This is a genomic window from Nocardia jiangsuensis, from assembly GCF_042650385.1.
Lineage (GTDB): Bacteria > Actinomycetota > Actinomycetes > Mycobacteriales > Mycobacteriaceae > Nocardia > Nocardia jiangsuensis.
This window is the reverse complement of sequence record NZ_JBHSAX010000003.1, coordinates 69171-88516: the sequence shown is the minus strand read 5'-3', so window position 1 is coordinate 88516 and position 19346 is coordinate 69171. Positions and strand designations below refer to the sequence as shown.

General features: G+C 70.7%; 18 protein-coding genes. 13 read left to right on the top strand and 5 right to left on the bottom strand.

Annotation, left to right across the window (positions count from 1 at the left end; genetic code table 11):
• Positions 1–102 precede the first annotated feature (102 nt).
• Positions 103–459, top strand: coding sequence for a hypothetical protein (locus tag ACFO0B_RS02225; protein WP_378610574.1), 357 nt, complete (start codon positions 103–105; stop codon positions 457–459).
• A 61-nt stretch (positions 460–520) separates the two neighbouring features.
• Positions 521–1030 (top strand): adenylate kinase, encoded by a 510-nt coding sequence (locus tag ACFO0B_RS02220; RefSeq protein WP_378610573.1) that lies wholly within the window; start codon positions 521–523, stop codon positions 1028–1030.
• Between the two features lie 715 nt (positions 1031–1745).
• Here ACFO0B_RS02220 and ACFO0B_RS02215 read toward each other — a convergent pair.
• Positions 1746–1961, bottom strand: a complete 216-nt coding sequence (locus tag ACFO0B_RS02215; RefSeq protein ID WP_378610572.1) for a hypothetical protein — start codon at positions 1959–1961, stop codon at positions 1746–1748.
• Between the two features lie 300 nt (positions 1962–2261).
• Here ACFO0B_RS02215 and ACFO0B_RS02210 point away from each other — a divergent pair, with 300 nt between their 5' ends.
• Entirely contained in the window at positions 2262–3545 is a 1284-nt protein-coding gene (locus ACFO0B_RS02210; RefSeq protein ID WP_378610571.1) for a hypothetical protein, read from the top strand.
• Positions 3542–4165, top strand: a complete 624-nt coding sequence (locus ACFO0B_RS02205) for a 2'-5' RNA ligase family protein (protein WP_378610570.1) — start codon at positions 3542–3544, stop codon at positions 4163–4165. Before ACFO0B_RS02210 ends, ACFO0B_RS02205 begins: the two co-directional genes overlap by 4 nt.
• 152 nt (positions 4166–4317) lie before the next feature.
• Here the strand turns inward: ACFO0B_RS02205 and ACFO0B_RS02200 are convergent, their stop codons facing one another.
• The 3 genes from ACFO0B_RS02200 to ACFO0B_RS02190 are packed head-to-tail and all read right to left on the bottom strand — an operon-like array spanning position 4318 to position 6817.
• Entirely contained in the window at positions 4318–4797 is a 480-nt protein-coding gene (locus ACFO0B_RS02200) for a flavin reductase family protein (protein WP_378610569.1), read from the bottom strand.
• Positions 4797–5897, bottom strand: coding sequence for an LLM class flavin-dependent oxidoreductase (locus tag ACFO0B_RS02195; protein ID WP_378610568.1), 1101 nt, complete (start codon positions 5895–5897; stop codon positions 4797–4799). The genes ACFO0B_RS02200 and ACFO0B_RS02195 overlap by 1 nt, the downstream gene beginning before the upstream one ends.
• A gap of 29 nt (positions 5898–5926) precedes the next feature.
• The gene (locus ACFO0B_RS02190; protein ID WP_378610567.1) at positions 5927–6817 is read right to left on the bottom strand and encodes an alpha/beta hydrolase; all 891 of its coding nucleotides are present in this window, start codon (positions 6815–6817) and stop codon (positions 5927–5929) included.
• A gap of 210 nt (positions 6818–7027) precedes the next feature.
• Between ACFO0B_RS02190 and ACFO0B_RS02185 the strand changes: the two genes are divergently transcribed.
• From ACFO0B_RS02185 to ACFO0B_RS02170, 4 genes are read left to right on the top strand one after another with little or no spacing between them, the layout of a single operon-like run.
• Positions 7028–8185 carry an acyl-CoA dehydrogenase family protein gene (locus ACFO0B_RS02185; protein WP_378610566.1) on the top strand — a complete coding sequence of 386 codons (1158 nt, stop codon included), beginning with the start codon at positions 7028–7030 and terminating at the stop codon, positions 8183–8185.
• Between the two features lie 20 nt (positions 8186–8205).
• Positions 8206–9258, top strand: a complete 1053-nt coding sequence (locus ACFO0B_RS02180) for an LLM class F420-dependent oxidoreductase (RefSeq protein WP_378610565.1) — start codon at positions 8206–8208, stop codon at positions 9256–9258.
• On the top strand, positions 9255–11168 hold the full coding sequence (locus ACFO0B_RS02175) for a flavin-containing monooxygenase (protein ID WP_378610564.1): 1914 nt from the start codon (positions 9255–9257) through the stop codon (positions 11166–11168). Before ACFO0B_RS02180 ends, ACFO0B_RS02175 begins: the two co-directional genes overlap by 4 nt.
• Positions 11161–11991 carry an SDR family NAD(P)-dependent oxidoreductase gene (locus tag ACFO0B_RS02170; protein WP_378610563.1) on the top strand — a complete coding sequence of 277 codons (831 nt, stop codon included), beginning with the start codon at positions 11161–11163 and terminating at the stop codon, positions 11989–11991. Before ACFO0B_RS02175 ends, ACFO0B_RS02170 begins: the two co-directional genes overlap by 8 nt.
• 117 nt (positions 11992–12108) lie before the next feature.
• On the opposite strand, the gene ACFO0B_RS02165 is transcribed toward ACFO0B_RS02170, so the two are convergent.
• A complete protein-coding gene (locus ACFO0B_RS02165; protein WP_378610562.1) occupies positions 12109–13680 on the bottom strand; it encodes an AMP-binding protein in 1572 nt (523 codons plus the stop codon).
• Positions 13681–13816: 136 nt separating this feature from the next.
• Here ACFO0B_RS02165 and ACFO0B_RS02160 point away from each other — a divergent pair, with 136 nt between their 5' ends.
• From ACFO0B_RS02160 to ACFO0B_RS02140, 5 genes are all read left to right on the top strand, one after another.
• On the top strand, positions 13817–14392 hold the full coding sequence (locus tag ACFO0B_RS02160) for a hypothetical protein (protein WP_378610561.1): 576 nt from the start codon (positions 13817–13819) through the stop codon (positions 14390–14392).
• A complete protein-coding gene (locus ACFO0B_RS02155) occupies positions 14392–15591 on the top strand; it encodes a TetR/AcrR family transcriptional regulator (protein ID WP_378610560.1) in 1200 nt (399 codons plus the stop codon). The genes ACFO0B_RS02160 and ACFO0B_RS02155 overlap by 1 nt, the downstream gene beginning before the upstream one ends.
• A gap of 96 nt (positions 15592–15687) precedes the next feature.
• On the top strand, positions 15688–16218 hold the full coding sequence (locus tag ACFO0B_RS02150) for a hypothetical protein (RefSeq protein WP_378610559.1): 531 nt from the start codon (positions 15688–15690) through the stop codon (positions 16216–16218).
• Between the two features lie 77 nt (positions 16219–16295).
• Entirely contained in the window at positions 16296–17990 is a 1695-nt protein-coding gene (locus ACFO0B_RS02145; protein WP_378610558.1) for a SulP family inorganic anion transporter, read from the top strand.
• Positions 17987–19282 (top strand): diacylglycerol/lipid kinase family protein, encoded by a 1296-nt coding sequence (locus ACFO0B_RS02140; RefSeq protein WP_378610557.1) that lies wholly within the window; start codon positions 17987–17989, stop codon positions 19280–19282. Before ACFO0B_RS02145 ends, ACFO0B_RS02140 begins: the two co-directional genes overlap by 4 nt.
• The last annotated feature ends 64 nt before the right edge of the window (positions 19283–19346 follow it).

The window sequence follows — 19346 nt, the reverse complement described above, 5'->3', positions numbered from 1 at the left end:
AACGCCGCTGCGAAAGTGTGGCCTTCAGAATGCGATATCGAGCTGCGGAGACTCCGAAATTCGGCTCTGGACAACGATTTCGGCCCGTGCTCTGATCGATGAATGACGGACGCCATTCCACCCGAGCGACACCCCGTCCAGCCCCCGCCACCGCCTGCCCGCCGCTCCAATCGGCGGGCAGTGGTGGCGCTGGTCTGCGGTGGCTTGGCGTTCTTGCTCGCAGGGAACAACGCCGTGACCCCGTTGCCGATCGATGCCTCCCTCAGCTATGCGCTGAGTTTCTACTTCGCACCGCTGCCGCTGATCGGCATCGCGATCGCGGCGGGCTACTCCGGAAGTATTCGCGCGCGGAGCACCGGACGCGGACAGGTACCCGCTGTCATCGGCCTCTCCCTCGGGCTGGTGGCGCTCGGCTTCGTCGCACTGAGCATGATCACTGTGATCGAAGTCTTCGCCTGACGGTCGGCACGGATGCCTTCGGGTACCTGCACGGCGTCGTCGGCGTGGCACACTGCTGGACGTGCAACAGCCCGGCGGCATGAACAAGGTCGTGATACTCGGGCGCGGCGAGGCGGGGAAATCCACCCTCGCCGCACGGCTCGGCACTGCCACCGGTCTGCCGGTCGTCGAACTCGACAAGCACTTCTGGCCCGCCGATCTCACGCCGATCCACCAAGACCGATGGGCGGCCGTCCAGCGACAGCTCATCGCCGCCGACCGCTGGATACTCGACGGCGATCTCGGCCCCTACGACGTCCTCCCGGTGCGGCTGGCCGCCGCCGACACCGTCATCGTCCTGGACTTCCCGCTCCGGCGCTGCGCCTGGCGCGCCGCTCGCCGCTCCCGCGAGAACCTCGCGTTCTGGCGCTGGCTGCTCGGCTACCGCAGGCGAAGCCTGCCGATCGTCCTTGCCGCCATCGCCGAGCACGCCGGGGCAGCCGACGTCCACCGACTGCGCAACCCGCGCGAGGTCGACGAATTCCTGTCCCGCGCGAGCACGAAGGACACCGGGACACCCCCGCGCGGATGACCGGCCGCCCGAGCGACCGGCCATCCCCGTCGATCACGCGGGCACGTGATGCGTCGGGGAGGACATCTCCGGCCCCTAAGGCGGCTCTACCAGGTGATCGACCGCTGCTGTCGCGTCCTCGGCGTCACCCGGCAGAACTACTACAAGGCCAAATGCACCCCGACCTCGTCGCGGCAGTTACGGCGCCAGTGGCTCACCGGACTGATCCGTGAAGTCCACGTCTTCTCTCGCGGAACTTACGGCTACCGCTGCCTGCAAACGCACCCAGCACTGATCCGGCGATCCGCCGGTGCATCCCGTATCTCGCGTGAGTTCAGTACCTCTGTCGCGACGTATCCGGTGTCACCCGGCCGGCCTCGATCAACATTTGGAAGGCCGCTGCCTTCCGGGCACAGTCTTCAAGCCGGCAGTTCCGATGTACCTGCATTTCGCGGTGGGCGTCATCGACACCGAACGGACTCTCCGGCGCATCGTGCGTCCAGGAATGCGGCCGAATTCTCGGTCGCGCGCCGTCTTCCGATGCGGATACTGACGCAGGCCCAGAGGTCGTGGATGCAGGATCGCTGCCAGGCGCCGGCCCGGTTGTCCTCGAACTGCCGGCCTCGGGCGAACGAACCGCCAGCAGCATCGCCACCGACAGCACTCCGATCGTCCCAACCCCAGCCGCGCCGGCCAGACAAATCGTTGCCCATGTGAACATGACGGATCTCCCCCCTTACTGCGGCTTCGTCGCATCGGGGATCAGACGCCCAGCCGCGATCAGCGCATTCAACGCAGCAGCCTTTCGCGCACAACGTCTGGCCCGGCAGGCCATATGGAATTGCATGATCCGGTGCGCCTGTTCGACGCGGAGCGGCGAGATCGGTGTGGCGTGGGCTTCCTGACGCGTCATAGCGATGAGGTGGTACATGGCAAGCGAATTCGTGGTCACCGGAATCCTCCGTGGCGGAACAACCGAAATGAGCGGTGGTACCCGGCACCGGGGGCGTTTCGCCACCGGCCTGCCACTCTGGCGAGCTGGTGCGCCGGACGGGGGTCCAGGCGTCAGCCCGGTGCCGGGTACCGCTTTCGACTCTGGCTCACAGGGGGTTTGGCCCGGACTGGGTGTTTGTTGGGGTACTGTTGGCCTCGGGTGGGGATTTGTCCAGGTCAGGACGATAAAAGTAGGCAGAGGGCGATGGTACGAGGGCGGGAATGGACCGGCTTTGAAGCAGCCGCATTGCAGGAGGCCATGAGGAAGTCGGTCCGTGACTTTGCGGCCCTGCTCGGCGTGGATACCACCACGATCGCCAACTGGCGCAGCGGCCTGAGCACGGTTGTCCCGCGTTCCAACACTCAGGCGATTCTGGATACGACCTACCAGTCGCGGGCATCCGAAAACGACCGGGCCAGGTTCGAGCAAATCGTGGCCGAAGGCGAAGCGGTGTGGCGGGATCGACACCGTGCGCTGGAAAACAATCGCTCGGTGCGGCTCGCGCCTGCCGCGGCTTCACCGCTGGACGTCACCGTCGGCGATCTCGACGCGCCAGCACCTGTCGACCCTGGTGTCTCCGATGAATTGCTCGCCGTGCTCAGCCGTATTCAAAAGCTGAGCCGCACCATCGATCTCGACGTAGTCGACCAACTGCACGGCAGTACATACCGGACTATCGCCCACTACGAGATGCTCGATCCGGCCACACTGGTCGCGCCGCTCAGGAAGCAGCGTGCCTGGCTCGCTGAACTGATCGATGACTGTGGGCATCCAGCAACACGGAGCCGACTGTACGAGATCGCCGGCATGACCTCCGGCTTGCTCGGCTACATCGGAGTTGGCTGTGCTCATTTCTCGCTCGCACGGGCCTACTGCCAGGAGTCCTACCAGCTCGGTGACTACGCGCAGGACGAGAATCTGGCGGCGTGGGCACGCGGGATGCAAAGCTTCTGCGAATACTATGCGGGTCGATTCGAGACGGCACTGCACTACGCAGAGGACGGCCTTGCACGAACTTCGGCCGAACCCCAGGGCGTTCGGCTGGCGATCAATGGCGTTGCCCGTGCGAGCGGCAAGCTCGGCGATGTCGACGGCGTGCACCGTGCGGTCGATAAGGCATACGAACTGTTGCCGGGGACTGACACGCCGCTGGGAGTGCCGTCCAGTATCTCGCTGGAGAGCTACAGCCCGGCACAGATCGCGGGTAACGCCGCCACGGCCTACCTGTCGCTGGCGAAGCCGGCCCGGGTCGAGCACTACGCTGTACTGGCTCTGTCGGAGATGAGCGACGAGAATTCTCCGTGGGGCCGTGCGCTGGTGATGATCGACGTGGCACGGTCGCATGTCCTCAGTGCGGATGCTGATCTGGACGCCGCGGTAGCTGTCATGCACGAAGCGCTGACGCCGACGCGCGGTAAGCTCATGCTGCAAGTTCAGCGGCGGGGCGCCGAGTTCGTGCAGGACGCCGCTGCGCGGTGGGGAACGACTCCGGAACTGCGGTCGGTGGAAGACGTGTTGGCAAGCGGCCACGAGGAGCGATGACGAGTACGACCGACGATGCGCGCCTGCACCTGCGTGAAGGGCACACCGGCCCGCTTGGCCACTACTGGTTCCTGACCTTCGAGGACGCGCCGGAACTTCATGCGCTGACGAAGACCTGCCAGCAGGCGATCGATCCGGCCTTCTTCGATGCGACACCGGTCGACGGACTTCATCTCACGCTCGATCGAATCGCCAACGACGGCGCCAGCACCCCGGAGCAGCGCGCATCCATCGCGGAAGCAGCCCGGCTGGTCTGTGGTGAGCGGGCACCGGTCACGCTCACGTTCGACCAGCTGTCCAATCTTCGCGGTGCGGTTGGATTCGCCGTCTCGCCCGCCGAATCTGTCCATTCCCTTCGCGACACGCTACGGGCGGCGACACTCTCCGTCTTTCCTGATGCACGGGTGAAAGACTCGTCGTCCCCACCTCACGTCACCATCGCCTACCCGATCTTCGAGGAGCTACAGGCGCGAGCAGCGGCAACCGCGGAGGCGATGAACGCGACGATCGAGGGGATCGATGTCGCGGTGTCGGAGGTCATGATGGTGGCACTGGAGCAGCGCGGGCGCTTGTACTCGTGGCAAGTGGTGGAGCGGGTTCCGCTCAGCATCACAAATTAAAGTCGCCACGTTCGCACCGATCGAGTCCGGTGGGGCGGGCTTCGGCGGTCTCGACGACCGTCGGATGATCGTTCGCCCCGACATCGAGCACGGGCTTACGAGCTGACGCGGAGATGGCCGGCCGCCGACGCGACCGGCCATCTCCGGAGAGATCACGCAGGTACGTGATGCGTTCCGAACACCCGCTCGTGGTAGGTCAGCGGCGCGGCGGACGCGGTGTCGACCGCATACACCTCCCCCACCACCAGCACGTGATCCGCGGCAACCACCGTCTGCGCCACCCGGCAGGCGAACCACCCGGGCGCCCCGTCCAGGCGCGGCACCCGATCCGCCCCCGACCACGAAATCCCGGCGAACTTGTCCGCCCCCTTGCGGGCGAACCTCCCGGCCAGCTCCGACTGCCCGTGCCCGAGGATGTTCACCCCGAACTCGCCGCTCACCGTGATCACCGCCAGCAGATCCGACCCGCGGTCCAGACTGACCAGCAGCGACGGCGGGCTCGCCGAGAGCGAGGCGAAGGCGCTGACCGTGGTCCCGTGCGGGCGGTCACCGTCCATCGCCGTCACCACCGCCACGGGCGTGCACACCGCAGCCATCGCGTCCTTGAACGCACCGGCCAGGTCGGCCGACATCAGACCGCGGCCGGCACGCGCACCGGAATGCCGAGCTTGCTCAACTCCGGAATCACCTTCTCGGCGAAGAGCCGCATGCTGGCCTCGGCCTTGCCGTGATCCAGCCCGCCGCAGGAGAAGCCGCAGTTCTGGTCGTAGTCGCCGAACGCCTCGTACCGCTCGGCAATCCGCTGCACCAGCTGCGCGGGGGTGCCGCTGAGCTGCGCTGCCCAGTACCCCTCGGCCGCCGCCTCCTTGCCAGCGGCGACGATGCCGTCGGCCATGGCGGCGTAGTTCTGGTACCCGCTGATGTTGTCGAAGTGGCCCGCCTTGTCCAGCCCGTAGTGCGCGGTGGTCAGCGCGAAGTGGGTGTAGATGGCCTGCTTGGAGGTGGCCTCGCACTCGACCGGGTCCTCCGAGCAGTACACCGAGTCCGACAGCACCACGCGCGGCGGCTCGCCGTCGTGGTGCTTGCGGTACTCCTCGCGGTAGGCGGCGAAGTCGGCGGCGTGCACCTCGATCGGGAACTGGGCGAAGGAGGCGATGGCGGTGCCGCGCTGGGCGGCGGTGGCCCGCGACTCCGGCGACATGGCGATGCTCACCACGTCGCGGTTGGCGATGGCCTTGACCGGCCCCGGCCGGATCGGCGCCGCCTTCTGGGTGTAGAACTCGCCGCTGTGCTCCATGGTGCCGGTCTTCAGAGCGGCCAGGATCATGTCCAGGCTCTCCTCCATGCGGCCGCGGGCCTCGCCCATGTCGATGCCGAAGGTGTCGTACTCGATCTTCGACAGCCCGCGCCCGACGCCGAGCTGCACCCGGCCGCCGGAGAGGTTGTCCAGCAGCGCGACCTTCTCCGCGACCCGCAGCGGGTCGTTCCACGGCAGGATGGCGCCGCCGGTGGTGAGCGTGATCCGCTCGGTCTTGGCGGCCAGGTAGGAGAGCACCGCGAAGTTGTCGGGGCACATGGAGTACGGGCCGTCGAAGTGGTGCTCGACGCACCAGATCCCCTCGAACCCGAGCGGCTCGGCCAGCTCCGCGAGCGCCATCTCGCGGCGGTAGAACTCGGCATCGCTCAGCTCGGGCGACTTGCCGGTGAAGAACATCTGGTAGGTGACCTTCATGGGGGGTGACTCCTTACAGAAACGGGATTTCAGGCCTGGATGTGCTTCTTGACGAAGGCGCCCGCCTCGTCGAGCGCCTGCGCGCCCTCGGGGAGGATCGAGGCGAACAGCGTCCAGACGTGGCACATGTCGTCGTAGACGGAGAGCTCGGCGGTGCCGCCCGCGGCGTTCACCTTCTCGGTGAGCCGGCGCGAGTCGTCGAGCAGGACTTCGGCCGAGCCGACCAGCGCCAGGACCGGCGGCAGGTCGTGGAGCTCGGCGAAGAGCGGGGAGGCCAGCGGGGTGCGCTCGTCCTGGCCCTGTAGGTAGGCGGCGCCGAGATCGGTGATCGAGGCGTTGGAGACCGCGATATCGGTGGCCGCGTTGGACTGGATGCTCGCGCCGCTGCGGGAGAAGTCGAGCAGCGGGGAGATGAGCACCGCGGCGGCGGGCAGCGGGGCGCCGCGGTCGCGCAGGGAGACCAGGGTGGCCACGGCGAGACCGCCACCGGCGGAGTCGCCGCCGAACGCCACCGCGCCGTACTGCTCGAGGACGGCGGTCGCCACCAGCACCGCGTCGTCGACGGCTGCGGGGTGCTTGTGCTCCGGGGCCCGGCGGTAGTCCGGCAGGATCACGGTGACCCCGGCGGCCCGGGAGAGCCCGTGCGCCATCTCGGCGAACGCCCGTGCGCTGCCGAGCACATAGCCGCCGCCGTGGAACCAGACCAGCACCCGGTCGGTCGCCGCGCCCGCCGCGGTCACGGTCACGGTCGGCACCCCGGCGACCTCGCCCTCGGTGACCGTCGCACTCTCCGGCACCGGGAACTGCAGGAGCAGAGCGTCGTAGCTCGCCCGCAGGTCCTCGATCGAGGCATCGGTCGCGTCGGGGAACCCGTCGACATACATCTTCTCCACCCGGGCCAGCGGGTCGGTACGCGCCATCGGACTTCCTCTCGGATCTCTGTCGGTAACGGCACCCCCGCGCTCTGCCGTGTGACGACGGTAACATAGTCACGATTAACATTTGAAGGGCTTTCTCGGAGTTTTTCGCTGACTAGCGCGCTCAATCGCATCGTTGACATCCGATATTGCCAAAGTTAGCGTTAACTCAATCGTGCGCGGTGCGCACTCCCCTCCGATGCCGGGACGACCATGCGACGTGACCTCTTCGACGCGGACCACGAGGCCTTCCGCGCCTCCTTCCGCGCCTTCCTGGCGGCCGAGTTCGTGCCGCACCTCACCGGGTGGGCGGCCGCGGGCATCGTGCCGCGCGAGATGTTCGCCCGTGCGGGCGAACTCGGATTCACCGGCATGCAGAGCCCGGAGAAGTACGGCGGCGGCGGGGCCGGCGACTTCCGCTTCAACGTGGTGATCGCCGAGGAGATCGCGGCCGCGCACCTGGGTGGTGCGGGCACCGGGCTCGGCGCGCACAACGACCTGGTGCTCCCCTACCTGGAGACGCTCACCGACGACGAGCAGAAACTCCGCTGGCTGCCCGGCGCCGCCACCGGGCAGCTGATCGCCGCGGTGGCGATGACCGAGCCGGGCACCGGGTCGGACCTCTCCGGGATCGCCACCACCGCGGTGCGCCAGACCGTCGACGGGGTGCCCGGCTACCGGGTGAACGGGCGAAAGACGTTCATCTCCAACGGGATCAATGCCGACCTGGTGGTCACCGTCGTCCGCACCGGCGGCGGCAGGCACGACGGGCTCTCGCTGCTGGTGATCGAGCGCGACATGCCCGGCTTCGAGCGCGGCCGCAATCTGGACAAGCTCGGCCAGCACGCCCAGGACACCGCCGAACTCGTCTTCGACGACGTCTTCGTGCCCGAGACGAACCGGCTCGGCGCCGAGGGGGCCGGGTTCGAGCTGCTGCAGCAGAACCTGCCGCAGGAGCGGCTCGCCATCGCGGTGCACGCGACCGCCTGCACCCGCGCGGTGCTGGAGCTGACCCTGCGCTACGTGCGCGAACGCACCGCCTTCGGCACCCCGATCGGCAGGTTCCAGGCGACCAGGTTCGCGCTCGCCGAGCTCGCCACCGAACTCGACCTGGCCCAGTGCTTCGTCGACACCTGCGTGCGCGAGCACAACGCGGGCGAGCTCACCGCCGTCGACGCGGCCAAGGCCAAGTGGTGGTGCACCGAACTGCAGGGCCGCGCGGCCGACCGCTGCGTGCAGTTGCACGGCGGCTACGGCTACATGGCCGAGGAGCCGGTCGCGCGGGCCTTCGCCGACGCCAGGGTCACCCGGATCTACGGCGGGACCACCGAAATCATGAAAGAGATCGTCGGCCGCGGCCTCGGGCTGTGAGCCGGGAGGAGGAGCGCGCCATGCGCATCGGGACAGTACTGGAGTTCGGGCGGCCGATGGCCGAGGTCGCCGAGGAGGTCGCCGCCTGGGAGCGGGCGGGGCTGGCCTCGGTCACCGTCGGCGAGGCCTACACCTTCGACGCGGTCACCCAGCTCGCCTACCTCGCGGCCCGCACCGAGACGATCGAGATCGCCACCGGCGTGCTGCCGCTGGACACCCGGACCCCGACCCTGATCGCCATGACCGCGGCCGGGCTGGACCACGTGGCGGCGGGGCGGGCCCGGCTCGGGCTCGGCTCCTCGGGGCCGCAGGTGGTGGAGGGGTTCCACGGGCTGCCCTTCGACGGGGTGCTCGGTAAGACCAGGGAGACCATCGATATCTGCCGGGCGGTGTGGCGCCGGGAGACGCTGCGGCACCAGGGCAGGCACTACCGGATTCCGCTCGACCCCGAGCGCGGCACCGGGCTCGGCAAACCGCTCAAGCTCATCAATCACCCCGTGCGCCCGGGTATTCCGATCTCGATCGCGGCGCTCGGCCCGCGCATGGTCGAGCTCACCGCCGAACTGGCCGAGGGCTGGGAGCCGATCTTCTTCCATCCCGAGCGCGCCGAGCAGGTCTGGGGTGCGGCGCTGGCCGCGGGGAAGGCGAAGCGCGCGGAGACGCTGCCGCCGCTGGAGATCATCGCCCGCGCGCCGCTCGCGGTCACCGACGGCGATCCGGCACCGCTGCTGAACGCCGCCAAGCCGCAGCTCGCGCTCTACATCGGCGGGATGGGCTCGCGCGAGCAGAACTTCTACAACCGGCTCGTCGCCGCCTACGGCTTCGCGGGCGAAGCCGCCGAGGTGCAGGAGCACTTCCTCGCCGGGCGCACGAAGGAGGCGGTCGCTGCGGTGCCGGACGAGCTGGTCCGGGCCACCACCCTCATCGGCGACCCCGCGCACCTTCGCGCACGGTTGCACGCGCTGCGCGCGGCCGGCGTGTCCCTGGTGAACGTCACCCCGATGGCCACCGACCCCACCGAACGCCTCGACGCCGTCCGCACGGTCGTCGCCATCGGCAAGGAGATCTCGTGAGCAGCCTGCTCGACCCCGCCCCCGCCGTCGACCCCGGCGAGCTGCGCCGCGCGCTCGAGTCGGCGAACGTCCCGTGCCTGCTCGGCGTGCTGTTCCAGCTCACCGGGGACCGGCGCTGGCTCGGCGAGCCGTACCGGGTGGCCCGCACCGTCGGCTTCGAGGACCTGGACGACGGCGGGCTGCCCGCCGAGCGCGCCGCGGAGGTGCGGGCGGCCGCGGCCGACGCGGTGACCGCGTGGTCGGCGGGCACGCCTGCCGTGCATCCGGAGCCGGGCCCGGCCGAGCTGGTCGAGCTCATGAGCGCGGTCATGGGCGAGCCGATTCCCGAGACGTACGCGCCGCTCGCGGCCGAGCAGCTGGGGTTCACCCCGTTCGTGCCGGAGGACGTCTCGTCCCGGCTGCCGACCGGGTTCTCGGTGGTGGTGGTCGGCGCCGGGTTCTCCGGGCTCGCCGCCGCGGTGCACCTCGAGCGGGCGGGCATCCCGTTCCGGGTGCTGGAGCGCAACGACCGGCCCGGCGGCACCTGGTTCGAGAACCGGTATCCCGGTGCGCGCGTGGATATCCCGAGCAATCTGTACTCGTACTCGTTCTTCCCGCGGGACTGGAGCGAGAACTTCGCCAGGCGGGACGAGATCGTCGGCTACATCGACGACCTGATCGACCACTTCGAGCTGGCGCCGCACCTGGAGTACGGGGTCGCCGTCGAGCACGCGGAGTGGGACGCCGCCGCGAACGAGTGGGTCGTCACCACCGCCACCGAGACCATCCGCTGCACCGCGCTCATCACCGCCGCCGGACTGCACAGGACCCCGAACATCCCCGACTTCACCGGGCTCGCCGACTTCACCGGCGAGGTGGTGCACTCCGCGCGCTGGCCGGAGGGCACCGAGGTCGCGGGCAAGCGGGTCGCGGTGGTCGGTGCGGGGGCCAGCGCCATGCAGCTGGTGTGCGCCGTCGCCGACGAGGCCGAGCGGCTCGTGGTGCTGCAGCGCGAACCGCACTGGATCGCGCCGAACGAGCACTACTTCCTGCCGCAGCCGGAGGCGCGGCACCAGCTCTTCCGGCAGGTGCCGTTCTACCGGGCCTGGTTCCGGTTCCGGTTGTACTGGCTCTACACCGAGCGCACCTACGCCGCGCTGCGCGTCGACCCGAAGGCGGCGGCGAAGGGCAAGCGGGTCAGCTCGCTCAACGACGCCTTCCGCGGCTTCTTCACCCGCTACCTGGAGACCCAGCTCGGCGACCGGGCCGATCTCATCGCCAAGGCCACGCCGGAGCACCCGCCCTTCGGCAAGCGGCTGCTGCTGGACAACGGCTGGTTCGCCACCCTGCGCCGCCCGCACGTCAGCCTGGTCACCGACGGCATCGACCACCTGACCGAGCGGGCACTGGTCACCCCGTCCGGCGAGACGCACGAGATCGACACCCTCGTGCTCTGCACCGGCTTCCAGCAGCAGCGCTTCCTGCATCCGCTGCGGCTGCGCGGGCGCGACGGGCTCGAGCTGCGCGAATCCTGGGGCGACGACGACGGCCGCGCCTACCTGGGCATCACCGCGCCACACTTCCCGAACCTGTTCTTCCTCTACGGCCCGAACACCAACCCGCCCGGCGGCAGCTACCTGGTGACCGCCGAGGCGCAGGTGCGCTACGTGGTCGAGCTGCTCACCCGCATGGTCCGCGACGACCTCGCGGCCGTCGAGGTGCGGCCGGAGGTCTACGAGCGGTACAACGCCGAGCTCGACGCCGCCAATGCCGCCATGGTCTACGCGCAGGACGGGGTGCGGAACTACTACCGCAACAGCTCCGGCCGCGTCGTCACCAACTCCCCCTGGGCCGTCCCGGACTACTTCGCCCGCACCGCCCACCCCGACCTCACCGATTTCCACCTCACCGAAGGACACCGCCATGGCTAGACTCACCGGCCGCACCGCCATCGTCACCGGCGCCACCCTCGTCGACCCCGGCGGACTGAACATCGGCGGTGCCACCGCCGCCGCCTTCGCCGCCGAGGGCGCGCGCGTGGTCCTCGCGGATATCGATATCGACGGCGCCCAGGCGCTGGCGAAGCAGCTCGAAGCCGAGCACGGGTCCGGGGTGGCGCTCGCCGTGGAGACCGATCTGCGCTCCGAGGAGCAGATCGCCGCCCTGGTCGAGACCACCGTCTCCACCTTCGGCGGGCTGCACCTGCTGATGAACGTCGCCGGCGTCTTCCCCGGCGGCGACGGCGAGGTCGCGACCATGCCGATCGAGGTGTGGGACGACGTCATGGCGGTGAACCTGCGCAGCGCCCTGCTCACCACCAAACACGCCCTCCCGCATCTGCGGTCGGGCGGCGGGTCGATCGTGAACACCTCCTCCACGCACGCCTTCGCCGGCGACACCAGCCTCACCGGCTACGGCTGCACCAAGGCCGCGCTGCTCGCGCTCACCGCCTACACCGCGACCCAGTACGGGCCGGAGGGCGTGCGCTGCAACGCCATCTGCCCCGGGACCACCCGCACGCCCCCGGCCCGGAACCTGCCGCCCGCCATCACCGACATCTACCGGCGGCACACCCCGTCGCCCGACCTGAACGGCCCGGCCGAGCTGGCGCAGGTGTACCTGTTCCTCGCCTCGGACGAGTCGCGCGGGATCAACGGGGAGACGATCCGGGTGGACGGCGGGCTGCTGGCGCACCAGCCGTTCGTCCCCGATATGCGGGCGCTCGCCGCCACCACCGCGGGAACGCAGGCGTGACGCTCCGTCGACCCGGACAGCTGTTCGCGGTCGCCCGTCCGGAGCGCCGCGGAATCGACGAAGGCCACGCACCCTCGATGGTGCGTGGCCTTCTCGGTTCCCCTGATCGCCGACGGGTTACGCCGGACTTCGGCGCGGCGGGGACGGCGTCCGGTGCGACTCCTGCGGCCAGTACCGATCCCGCAGCGTCCGCTTGTACAACTTCCCTGTCGGCAGCCGCGGCATCTCCTCGATGAAGTCGAAGGAGCGCGGGCATTTGAACCGGGCCAGGTGCTCCTGGCAGAACGCCCGCAGCCGTTCGGCCAGCTCCGGCGAGGCCCCGTCCGGGTCGAACGGCTGGATCACCGCCTGCACCGCCTCGCCGAAATCCTCGTCGGGGACGCCGAACACGGCCGCGTCCATGACCTCGGGGTGCGTGACGAGCAGGTTCTCGATCTCCTGCGGATAGATGTTCACCCCGCCGGAGATGATGACGAACGCCTGCCGGTCGGTCAGGAACAGGTACCCGTCCTCGTCCAGGTAGCCGATGTCGCCGATCGTGGACATGGTGCCGCCGGGGTCGCGGGCCTCGGCGGTCTTGCCCGGATCGTTGAGGTACTCGAACGAGCTGTTGCCGCCCCGGAACCAGATGTCCCCCGGGGTGCCGGGCGGCTGCGGATCGCCGCTCTCGTCCAGGATGACGATCTCGCCGAAGAAGGCGCGGCCGACGGTGCCGGGGTGTGCCAGCCACTCCTCCGGCGTGCAGCCGCAGGTGCCGTTGGCCTCGGTGCCGCCGTAGTACTCGTAGATCACCGGCCCCCACCAGTCGAACATGTCCTGCTTGACCTGGCGCGGGCACGGCGCGGCGCCGTGTACCGCCACCTCGAGCGTCGAGTGGTCGTACCGGCCGCGGACCTCGGCGGGCAGCTTCAGCAGCCGGGAGAACATGGTCGGCACCACCATCGTGTGCGTCACCCGGAACTCCGCCAGCAGCGCGAGGAACGCCTCCGCGTCGAACCGCTCCATGACGATATGCGTTGCGCCGAGCCGCAATCCGATGGAGATCGTGGACTGCGGGCCCGAGTGGTAGAGCGGCGCCGGGGAGAGGAACACCATCCCCTCCCGCATGTGGAACAGCCGCTTGCCCATCTCCTCGATGCCGAGCTGGGTGTCCGGCGCGACATCGGGCAGCTGCCGCTTGACCGCCTTGGGCCGCCCGGTGGTGCCGGAGGAGTAGAACATCGGCGTGCCGAGCCGCTCGCGCTCGACCGGCGTCACCGGGTAGCCCGCGAGCACCGTCGCGAAGTCCAGGAACGGCGGCTCGGCGCCGTCCACCATGAGCCAGTGCTCGACGTCCGGGCACAACCCGGGAAGTCTTCGCGCCACCTCGGCTTTCGCGGTGCTGCTGATCACGACCTTCGCGCCGCAGTCGCGGACGATGTAGGCCGCCTCCTCCGCGGCGAGGAACGAGTTCACCGGCGTGTAGTACAGGCCGGTGCGTTCGGCGGCGGCCATGGTCACGATCAGCTCGAGGTGGTTCTCAATGAAGATCGCGATCGGGTCGGTGCGGCGCAGGCCGATGGCGCGGAAGTGGTGGGCGAGCCGATTGGCCCGCTCGTCCAGTTGCCGGTAGGTGAGCGTCTCGCGAGTACCGGCCATGATGATCGCGGGCCGGTCGGGGTGCTCGGAGACGAGTCGGCCGGGGTACATGTCGCGGCTCCTCGCTAGCTGTGATCCAAGTCTCTCGAGTGAATGTAAACTTTGATCCCCTCTTGAGTCAATAGCGCCATTTACTGCACAGATACTGCCTACTGTTAGTATTCACTCCGACACTTGAGGGGACTGGATGACACGGCGCAGTACACAGATCATGCGGGCGGCCGCGGTGCTGTTCCGCGACGCCGGGTACCGCGACGTGAGCATCGACGAGGCGCTCGGCCACACCCGATCCGCGCTCGCGGCCGCCGGGCCCGACCTCAACGACGGCGGCCTCGAGCTGCTCTCGCTGGCCCCGCTCTCGCTCTTCGGCAACACCCCCGAGATCCGCGTCGGGCTGGACGACGCGCGGCCGGCCGCGGTGCAGGGCGCGCGCGCCCGCGCGGTGGTGGGCTGCGCGCTGCCCGGCGGCGCCGGAGCCGCGACACCGCGGGCGGCCGAACGCACCCCCGCCGGGCGCCGGGAACGCCCGACCAAGACGCTGATCCTGCGGGCCATCCTCGAACGCGGCGCCGAGGGGCTGCTCTACGTCACCGCGGTCGCGCTCGCGGTGATCGGCGTCGTCACCGACCTCTCCCCGACCGGCCGCGGCCGCACCCGCCCGGACATCGACGCCGAGCGGCGAGTCCTCGCGCACGCCATGCTGACTCCGGCCGCGGCGGAATGCGAAACTGGAGCGATGACCGAGCCCACCGAGCGACGCTGATGGCCCGCCCCGCCGACACCGCCCCGGCGCCCGCGCGCCGCGGCCGCCGCGCCGACCAGATCGCGGCCGCCGCCGGTGAGCTCTTCCGCACGCTCGGCTACCAGAACGTCGGCATCGACCAGATCGGCGCCGCGGTCGGGCTCACCGGGCCCGCGGTCTACCGGCACTTCAAGGGCAAGAACGCCATCCTGGTCGCCGCGCTCATGCGGCAGGTGGCCATGGTCGACGAGCTCGCCATCCGCGCCGACACCGCGGGCGGCACCCCGCGGCAGCGCTTCGACCTGCTGCTCGACGGCCTCGGCGATCTCACCGCGCACCACGACGAGGCCACCCTGTGGCGTCGCGAGCAGCGGCACCTGGAACCGGCGCAGCGCGCGGTCTTCGAGGAGAACTTCGTCCAGGTGACCGCGCGGATCGCGGACGGCATCCGCGGCATCCGCCCCGAGCTGCCCGCACCCGACGCGGAGCTGCTCGGCTTCGCCGTCCTCACGATGTACTCCAACACCAGTGGCATCCGCGGCACCCTCACCGCGGAGCGGCTGCGCGAACTGCAGTCCGCCATCGCCCGCGCCATCGCCGCCTGCGAACTGCCCGCCGCCACCGAACCGCCACCGCCCGCCACCGCGCCCCGCCTCCCGGCGGGCAGGCGCGAACGCATCCTCGCCGCCGCCACCGAGCTCTTCGACGAGCGCGGCTTCTACGACGTCCGCATCGACGACATCGCCGCGGGTGCGGAGATGTCGGTGAGCACGCTCTACCAGTACGCGAGCAGCAAGACCGAGGTGCTGCGGGCGATCCTGCACCGCGGCGCCGAGGGGCTGCTCTACGTCACCGCGGAGACCCTCGCCGCGGTCTCCGACCCCGCCGAGGTGCTCGACGCGCTGATCGCCGGATACATCCGGCAGACGCTCGGCATGCACGGCCGGATCATGCGTATCCTCGCCGCCGACCTGCTCTACCTGCCCGAGCAGGAGCAGACGGCGCTGCGCGAGACCCAGCGCGAATACGTCGCCGAGTGGGTGCAGGCGATCCTCGCGCGCAGCGAGGGGCTCGCCGCCGAGGACGCGCGGGCGCTCGCGCTGGCGGCGATCGGTGTGCTCACCGATATCTCGCAGCACCCGCGGTTGCGCGCGCGTCCGGGGGTCGCCACCAAGCTGGCGGCCATCGCGCGGGCGGCGGTGCTCACCCGTATCGGGTGAGATCCGGGCGATCGCTCGACACGGCGCACGCCGCGTAGTTCGCTGGGGAGCAGCTTCCCCGGAAGGAGCCTCCGTGCCGCGATCCCCCGCCCGCCGGTGAGCAGGCCCGCGCTGCTGCACCGCCCGCTGTTCGCCGGCGGGCTGCCGCTCGACCGGCACCGGGCGGCCGCGCGGATCAGCGCCTACGTCTACGGCAATGTCCTGATCCTGGCCGCGCTGATCCCGATCCCGGTCAGCCCGGGGCACGTGGGCATCCTGATCGTGGTGGGCGCGGCGCTCTCGACCTTCGTCGCGCACGCCTTCGCGGAGAGCATCGGGCAGAGCATCCGGGAGAACCGCACGCTGACCTCGGTCGACCGCAGGGGCGAGCTGCGCGACTCGCTCCCCATCCTGACCGCGGCGCTGCTGCCCTGCGCGATCCTGGCCTGCGCCTGGCTCGGCTGGCTCGAACCGCGTACCGCGCAGGTGCTGGCGGAGGTCACCGTGCTGGTCCGGATCGGCGGCACCGCCTTCGTCGTCCGGCGGTTGCAGGGGCGGAAGCCACACCGTTCCACGCTGATCCAGGCGCTGCTCGTCACCGCGGCGGCGACGGCGGTGGTCGTGGTGAAGGTCTTTCTCACGCACTAGTCACCCGCGATGGGTGAGGTGGAACCAGCATCGCGGGCGGATACTTGCGGCAGCGTCGAGCAGGAAGGACGGGCGCGATGAATCCGTTGCCGTCGCTCGCCGCGCTGCCCGGCATCGTCACCGCGCGGCAGTACCGCAGGGAGTGGCTGCGCGACGACCTCACCGCGGGGCTGGTGCTGACCGCCCTGCTCATCCCCGCGGGCATGGGATACGCCGAGGCCGCCGGGCTGCCCGCCTACACCGGCCTCTACGCCACCATCGTGCCGCTGCTCGCCTACGCGCTCTGCGGTCCGTCGCGCATCCTCGTCCTCGGGCCGGACTCGTCGCTCGCGCCGCTCATCGCCGCCGCCGTGCTCCCGCTCGCCGTCGCGGACGACCCGGCGACCGCGATCGCGCTGGCCGGCCTGCTCGGGGTGCTGGTCGGGTTGATCCTGCTGCTCGGCGGGTTCCTCCGGCTCGGCTTCGTCACCGAGCTGCTCTCCAAGCCGATCCGGCTCGGCTACCTGAACGCCATCGCGCTCATCGTGCTGGTGGGGCAGGTACCGAAACTGCTCGGCTTCGCCGTCGACGCCGACGGCCTGCTGGGTGAGATCGCCGAGATCGGGCGCGCGCTCGGCTCCGGCGCGGTGCAGCCGCTCGCGGCGGCCGTCGGGCTCGGGTCGCTGGCGGTGATCGTCGGCTTCCGCCTGCTCCTGCCCGCGGTGCCGGGGGTGCTCGTCGCCGTGGTCGGCGCCGTCGTGCTGTCCGCGGCGGCGGGGCTGACCGGCGACATCGGCATGGTGGGGGCGCTGCCGAGCGGTTTTCCGCTGCCGACCTTCGGCGGCGTCGACTGGGGCGAGGTCGGGCGGCTGGTCGGACCGGCGGCGGGGATCGCGCTGATCGCGTTCGCCGACACCGGCGTGCTGTCGCGGACCTTCGCCGCCAGGCACGGCACCGAGGTGAACGGCAACACCGAGATGAAGGCGATCGGCGTCGCGAACATCGCAGGCGGACTCTTCGGCGGCTTCCCGATCTCGGCGAGCGGCTCGCGCACCCCCGTCGCCGAGCAGAGCGGCGCGCACACCCAGCTGGCCGGGGTGGTGGGCGCCGCCGCGGTGCTGCTGTTCGTGCTGGTCGCGCCCGGTGTCACCGCCTACCTGCCGGACGCGACGCTGGCCGCGGTCGTGATCGTGGCCGCCTCCGCGCTGATCGATGTCGGCGGGCTGGTCCGGATGTGGCGGATGAGCAGGGTCGAGTGCGCGCTGGCCGCCGCCGCGCTGCTCGGGGTCGCGCTGGTCGGGGTGCTGCAGGGCATTCTGGTCGCGATCGGGCTGTCGTTCCTGGCCGTGGTGGTTCACGCCTGGCAGCCCTACCGCACCGAGCTGGTGCGCACCCCGGCCCGCCCCGGCTTCCACGACATCGAGCGCCACCCCGACGGCCACCGCATTCCGGGGCTGGTGCTGGTGCGGTTCGACGCGCCGCTGTTCTTCGCCAACGGCGAGATCTTCGACTCCTACGTGCGCTCGGTGGTGGCCCGCGCCCCGACGCCTGCCGAGTGGGTGGTCGTGGCCGCCGAGCCGATCACCGGGCTGGACACCACCGCAGTCGACGAACTCGTCGACCTCGACCGCTTCCTGGAGGGCAGGGGGATCCGGCTGGCCTTCGCCGAGATGAAGGGGCCGATCAAGGACCGGCTCATCCGGTTCAGCGTCGGGGACCGGTTCGGTCCGGGCCACTTCTATCCGACCGTCGAAGCGGCGGTCGAGGCGTTCGACCGGCGGGCGGAATCGTGAGCGCGCACCCCTGGTTCGCGCGCGCCGCGCTGCTGTGCGCGCTGGTCGCCGCGGTGCTCCCGATCGCGGTGGCGGGGTTGCGGGGCGCCGTACTGCTGCTCGCGGTAGGGGCGGGTGGCGTCGTGTTGACCGTGGCGGCGCTGTACTGGGCGCTCACCCGGCGCGGGGTGTTGCGGGCGGCGGCTGTCGGTGTGGCGGTGGCGGCGCCGATCGTCGTGGTGGTCGTCTTCGTGCGCGGGCACCTGCTGTGGGTGGTGCTGCTCGCCGCCGGGCTCGCGGTGCTGGCCCTGCTCGCCGCCAGGGCGGCGCTGCGCCGGCCGCGCTCCCCCGTGCTCGAGCACCTCGCACCGGATGTCGAGCACCCCTTCCTGATCATGAATCCGCGCTCCGGCGGCGGGAAGGTGGTGGCCTTCGACCTGCCGCGCCGGGCCGCCGAACTCGGTGCCGAGGTGGCGCTGCTGGACGGCCCCGAGCCGATCGATGTCGTCGCGCTCGCGCGGGCGGCCGTCGCGCGCGGCGCGGACCTGCTCGGGGTGGCCGGGGGCGACGGCACCCAGGCCCTGGTCGCCGGGGTGGCGGCCGAGCACGGGCTGCCGTTCCTGGTGATCAGCGCGGGCACCCGCAACCACTTCGCCATGGACCTGGGGCTGGACCGCGCAGACCCGGCCGCCGGGCTGACCGCGCTCACCGACGGGGTCGAGTTGCGCGTCGACCTCGCCCGGATCAATGGGCGCCCCTTCGTCAACAACGCCTCCTTCGGCGTCTACGCCGAGATCGTCGAGGACCCGGCCTACCGCGACGACAAGACCCGCACCGTCCTCGCACGGCTCCCCGACCTGCTGACCGGCCCCGGCTCGGCGCTGCTCATCGCGCACGCGGACGAGACGAGAATCGTCGCCCCGCAGGCGATCCTGGTGAGCAACAACCCCTACGGCTCCGGCGATCTGGCCGGGCTGAGCCGCCGGGAGCGGCTCGACCGCGGCGTGCTCGGTGTCGCCGCGGTCGCGGTGGCGAGCACCGGCGCCGCCATCCGGCTGCTGCGCCGCACCCGCACCGACGGGCTGACCCGCCTGGACGCCACCACCGTCACCGTCGACACCGCCGCCCCGCGGATTCCGGTCGGCGTCGACGGCGAATCGCTGCTGCTCGACACCCCCGTGCGCTGCACGATCGAGCCCGGCGCCCTGCGCGTGCGCGTTCCCGCGAACCGGCCGGGTGTGCGGTCCGCCGCACCCACGGTCGACTGGGTGCGGCTGCTGCAGCTGGCCGGCCCGGCGCGGGCCACGGACTAGCGCTCCGCCCGGGTTGCGATGACCTCTCCACCGCGGGGGTCAGCCGGGTCTCCGGCACAGTGCG

What these genes read in the sequence shown, in the direction of transcription:
- ACFO0B_RS02160 (WP_378610561.1), top strand. Translation starts at nt 13,817, where the DNA reads ATGACACGGCGCAGTACACAGATCATGCGGGCGGCCGCGGTGCTGTTC.
- ACFO0B_RS02190 (WP_378610567.1), bottom strand. Translation starts at nt 6,817, where the DNA reads ATGGCGCGTACCGACCCGCTGGCCCGGGTGGAGAAGATGTATGTCGAC.
- ACFO0B_RS02225 (WP_378610574.1), top strand. Translation starts at nt 103, where the DNA reads ATGACGGACGCCATTCCACCCGAGCGACACCCCGTCCAGCCCCCGCCA.
- ACFO0B_RS02195 (WP_378610568.1), bottom strand. Translation starts at nt 5,897, where the DNA reads ATGAAGGTCACCTACCAGATGTTCTTCACCGGCAAGTCGCCCGAGCTG.
- ACFO0B_RS02165 (WP_378610562.1), bottom strand. Translation starts at nt 13,680, where the DNA reads ATGTACCCCGGCCGACTCGTCTCCGAGCACCCCGACCGGCCCGCGATC.
- ACFO0B_RS02155 (WP_378610560.1), top strand. Translation starts at nt 14,392, where the DNA reads ATGGCCCGCCCCGCCGACACCGCCCCGGCGCCCGCGCGCCGCGGCCGC.
- ACFO0B_RS02205 (WP_378610570.1), top strand. Translation starts at nt 3,542, where the DNA reads ATGACGAGTACGACCGACGATGCGCGCCTGCACCTGCGTGAAGGGCAC.
- ACFO0B_RS02170 (WP_378610563.1), top strand. Translation starts at nt 11,161, where the DNA reads ATGGCTAGACTCACCGGCCGCACCGCCATCGTCACCGGCGCCACCCTC.
- ACFO0B_RS02145 (WP_378610558.1), top strand. Translation starts at nt 16,296, where the DNA reads ATGAATCCGTTGCCGTCGCTCGCCGCGCTGCCCGGCATCGTCACCGCG.
- ACFO0B_RS02200 (WP_378610569.1), bottom strand. Translation starts at nt 4,797, where the DNA reads ATGTCGGCCGACCTGGCCGGTGCGTTCAAGGACGCGATGGCTGCGGTG.
- ACFO0B_RS02180 (WP_378610565.1), top strand. Translation starts at nt 8,206, where the DNA reads ATGCGCATCGGGACAGTACTGGAGTTCGGGCGGCCGATGGCCGAGGTC.
- ACFO0B_RS02210 (WP_378610571.1), top strand. Translation starts at nt 2,262, where the DNA reads ATGAGGAAGTCGGTCCGTGACTTTGCGGCCCTGCTCGGCGTGGATACC.
- ACFO0B_RS02185 (WP_378610566.1), top strand. Translation starts at nt 7,028, where the DNA reads ATGCGACGTGACCTCTTCGACGCGGACCACGAGGCCTTCCGCGCCTCC.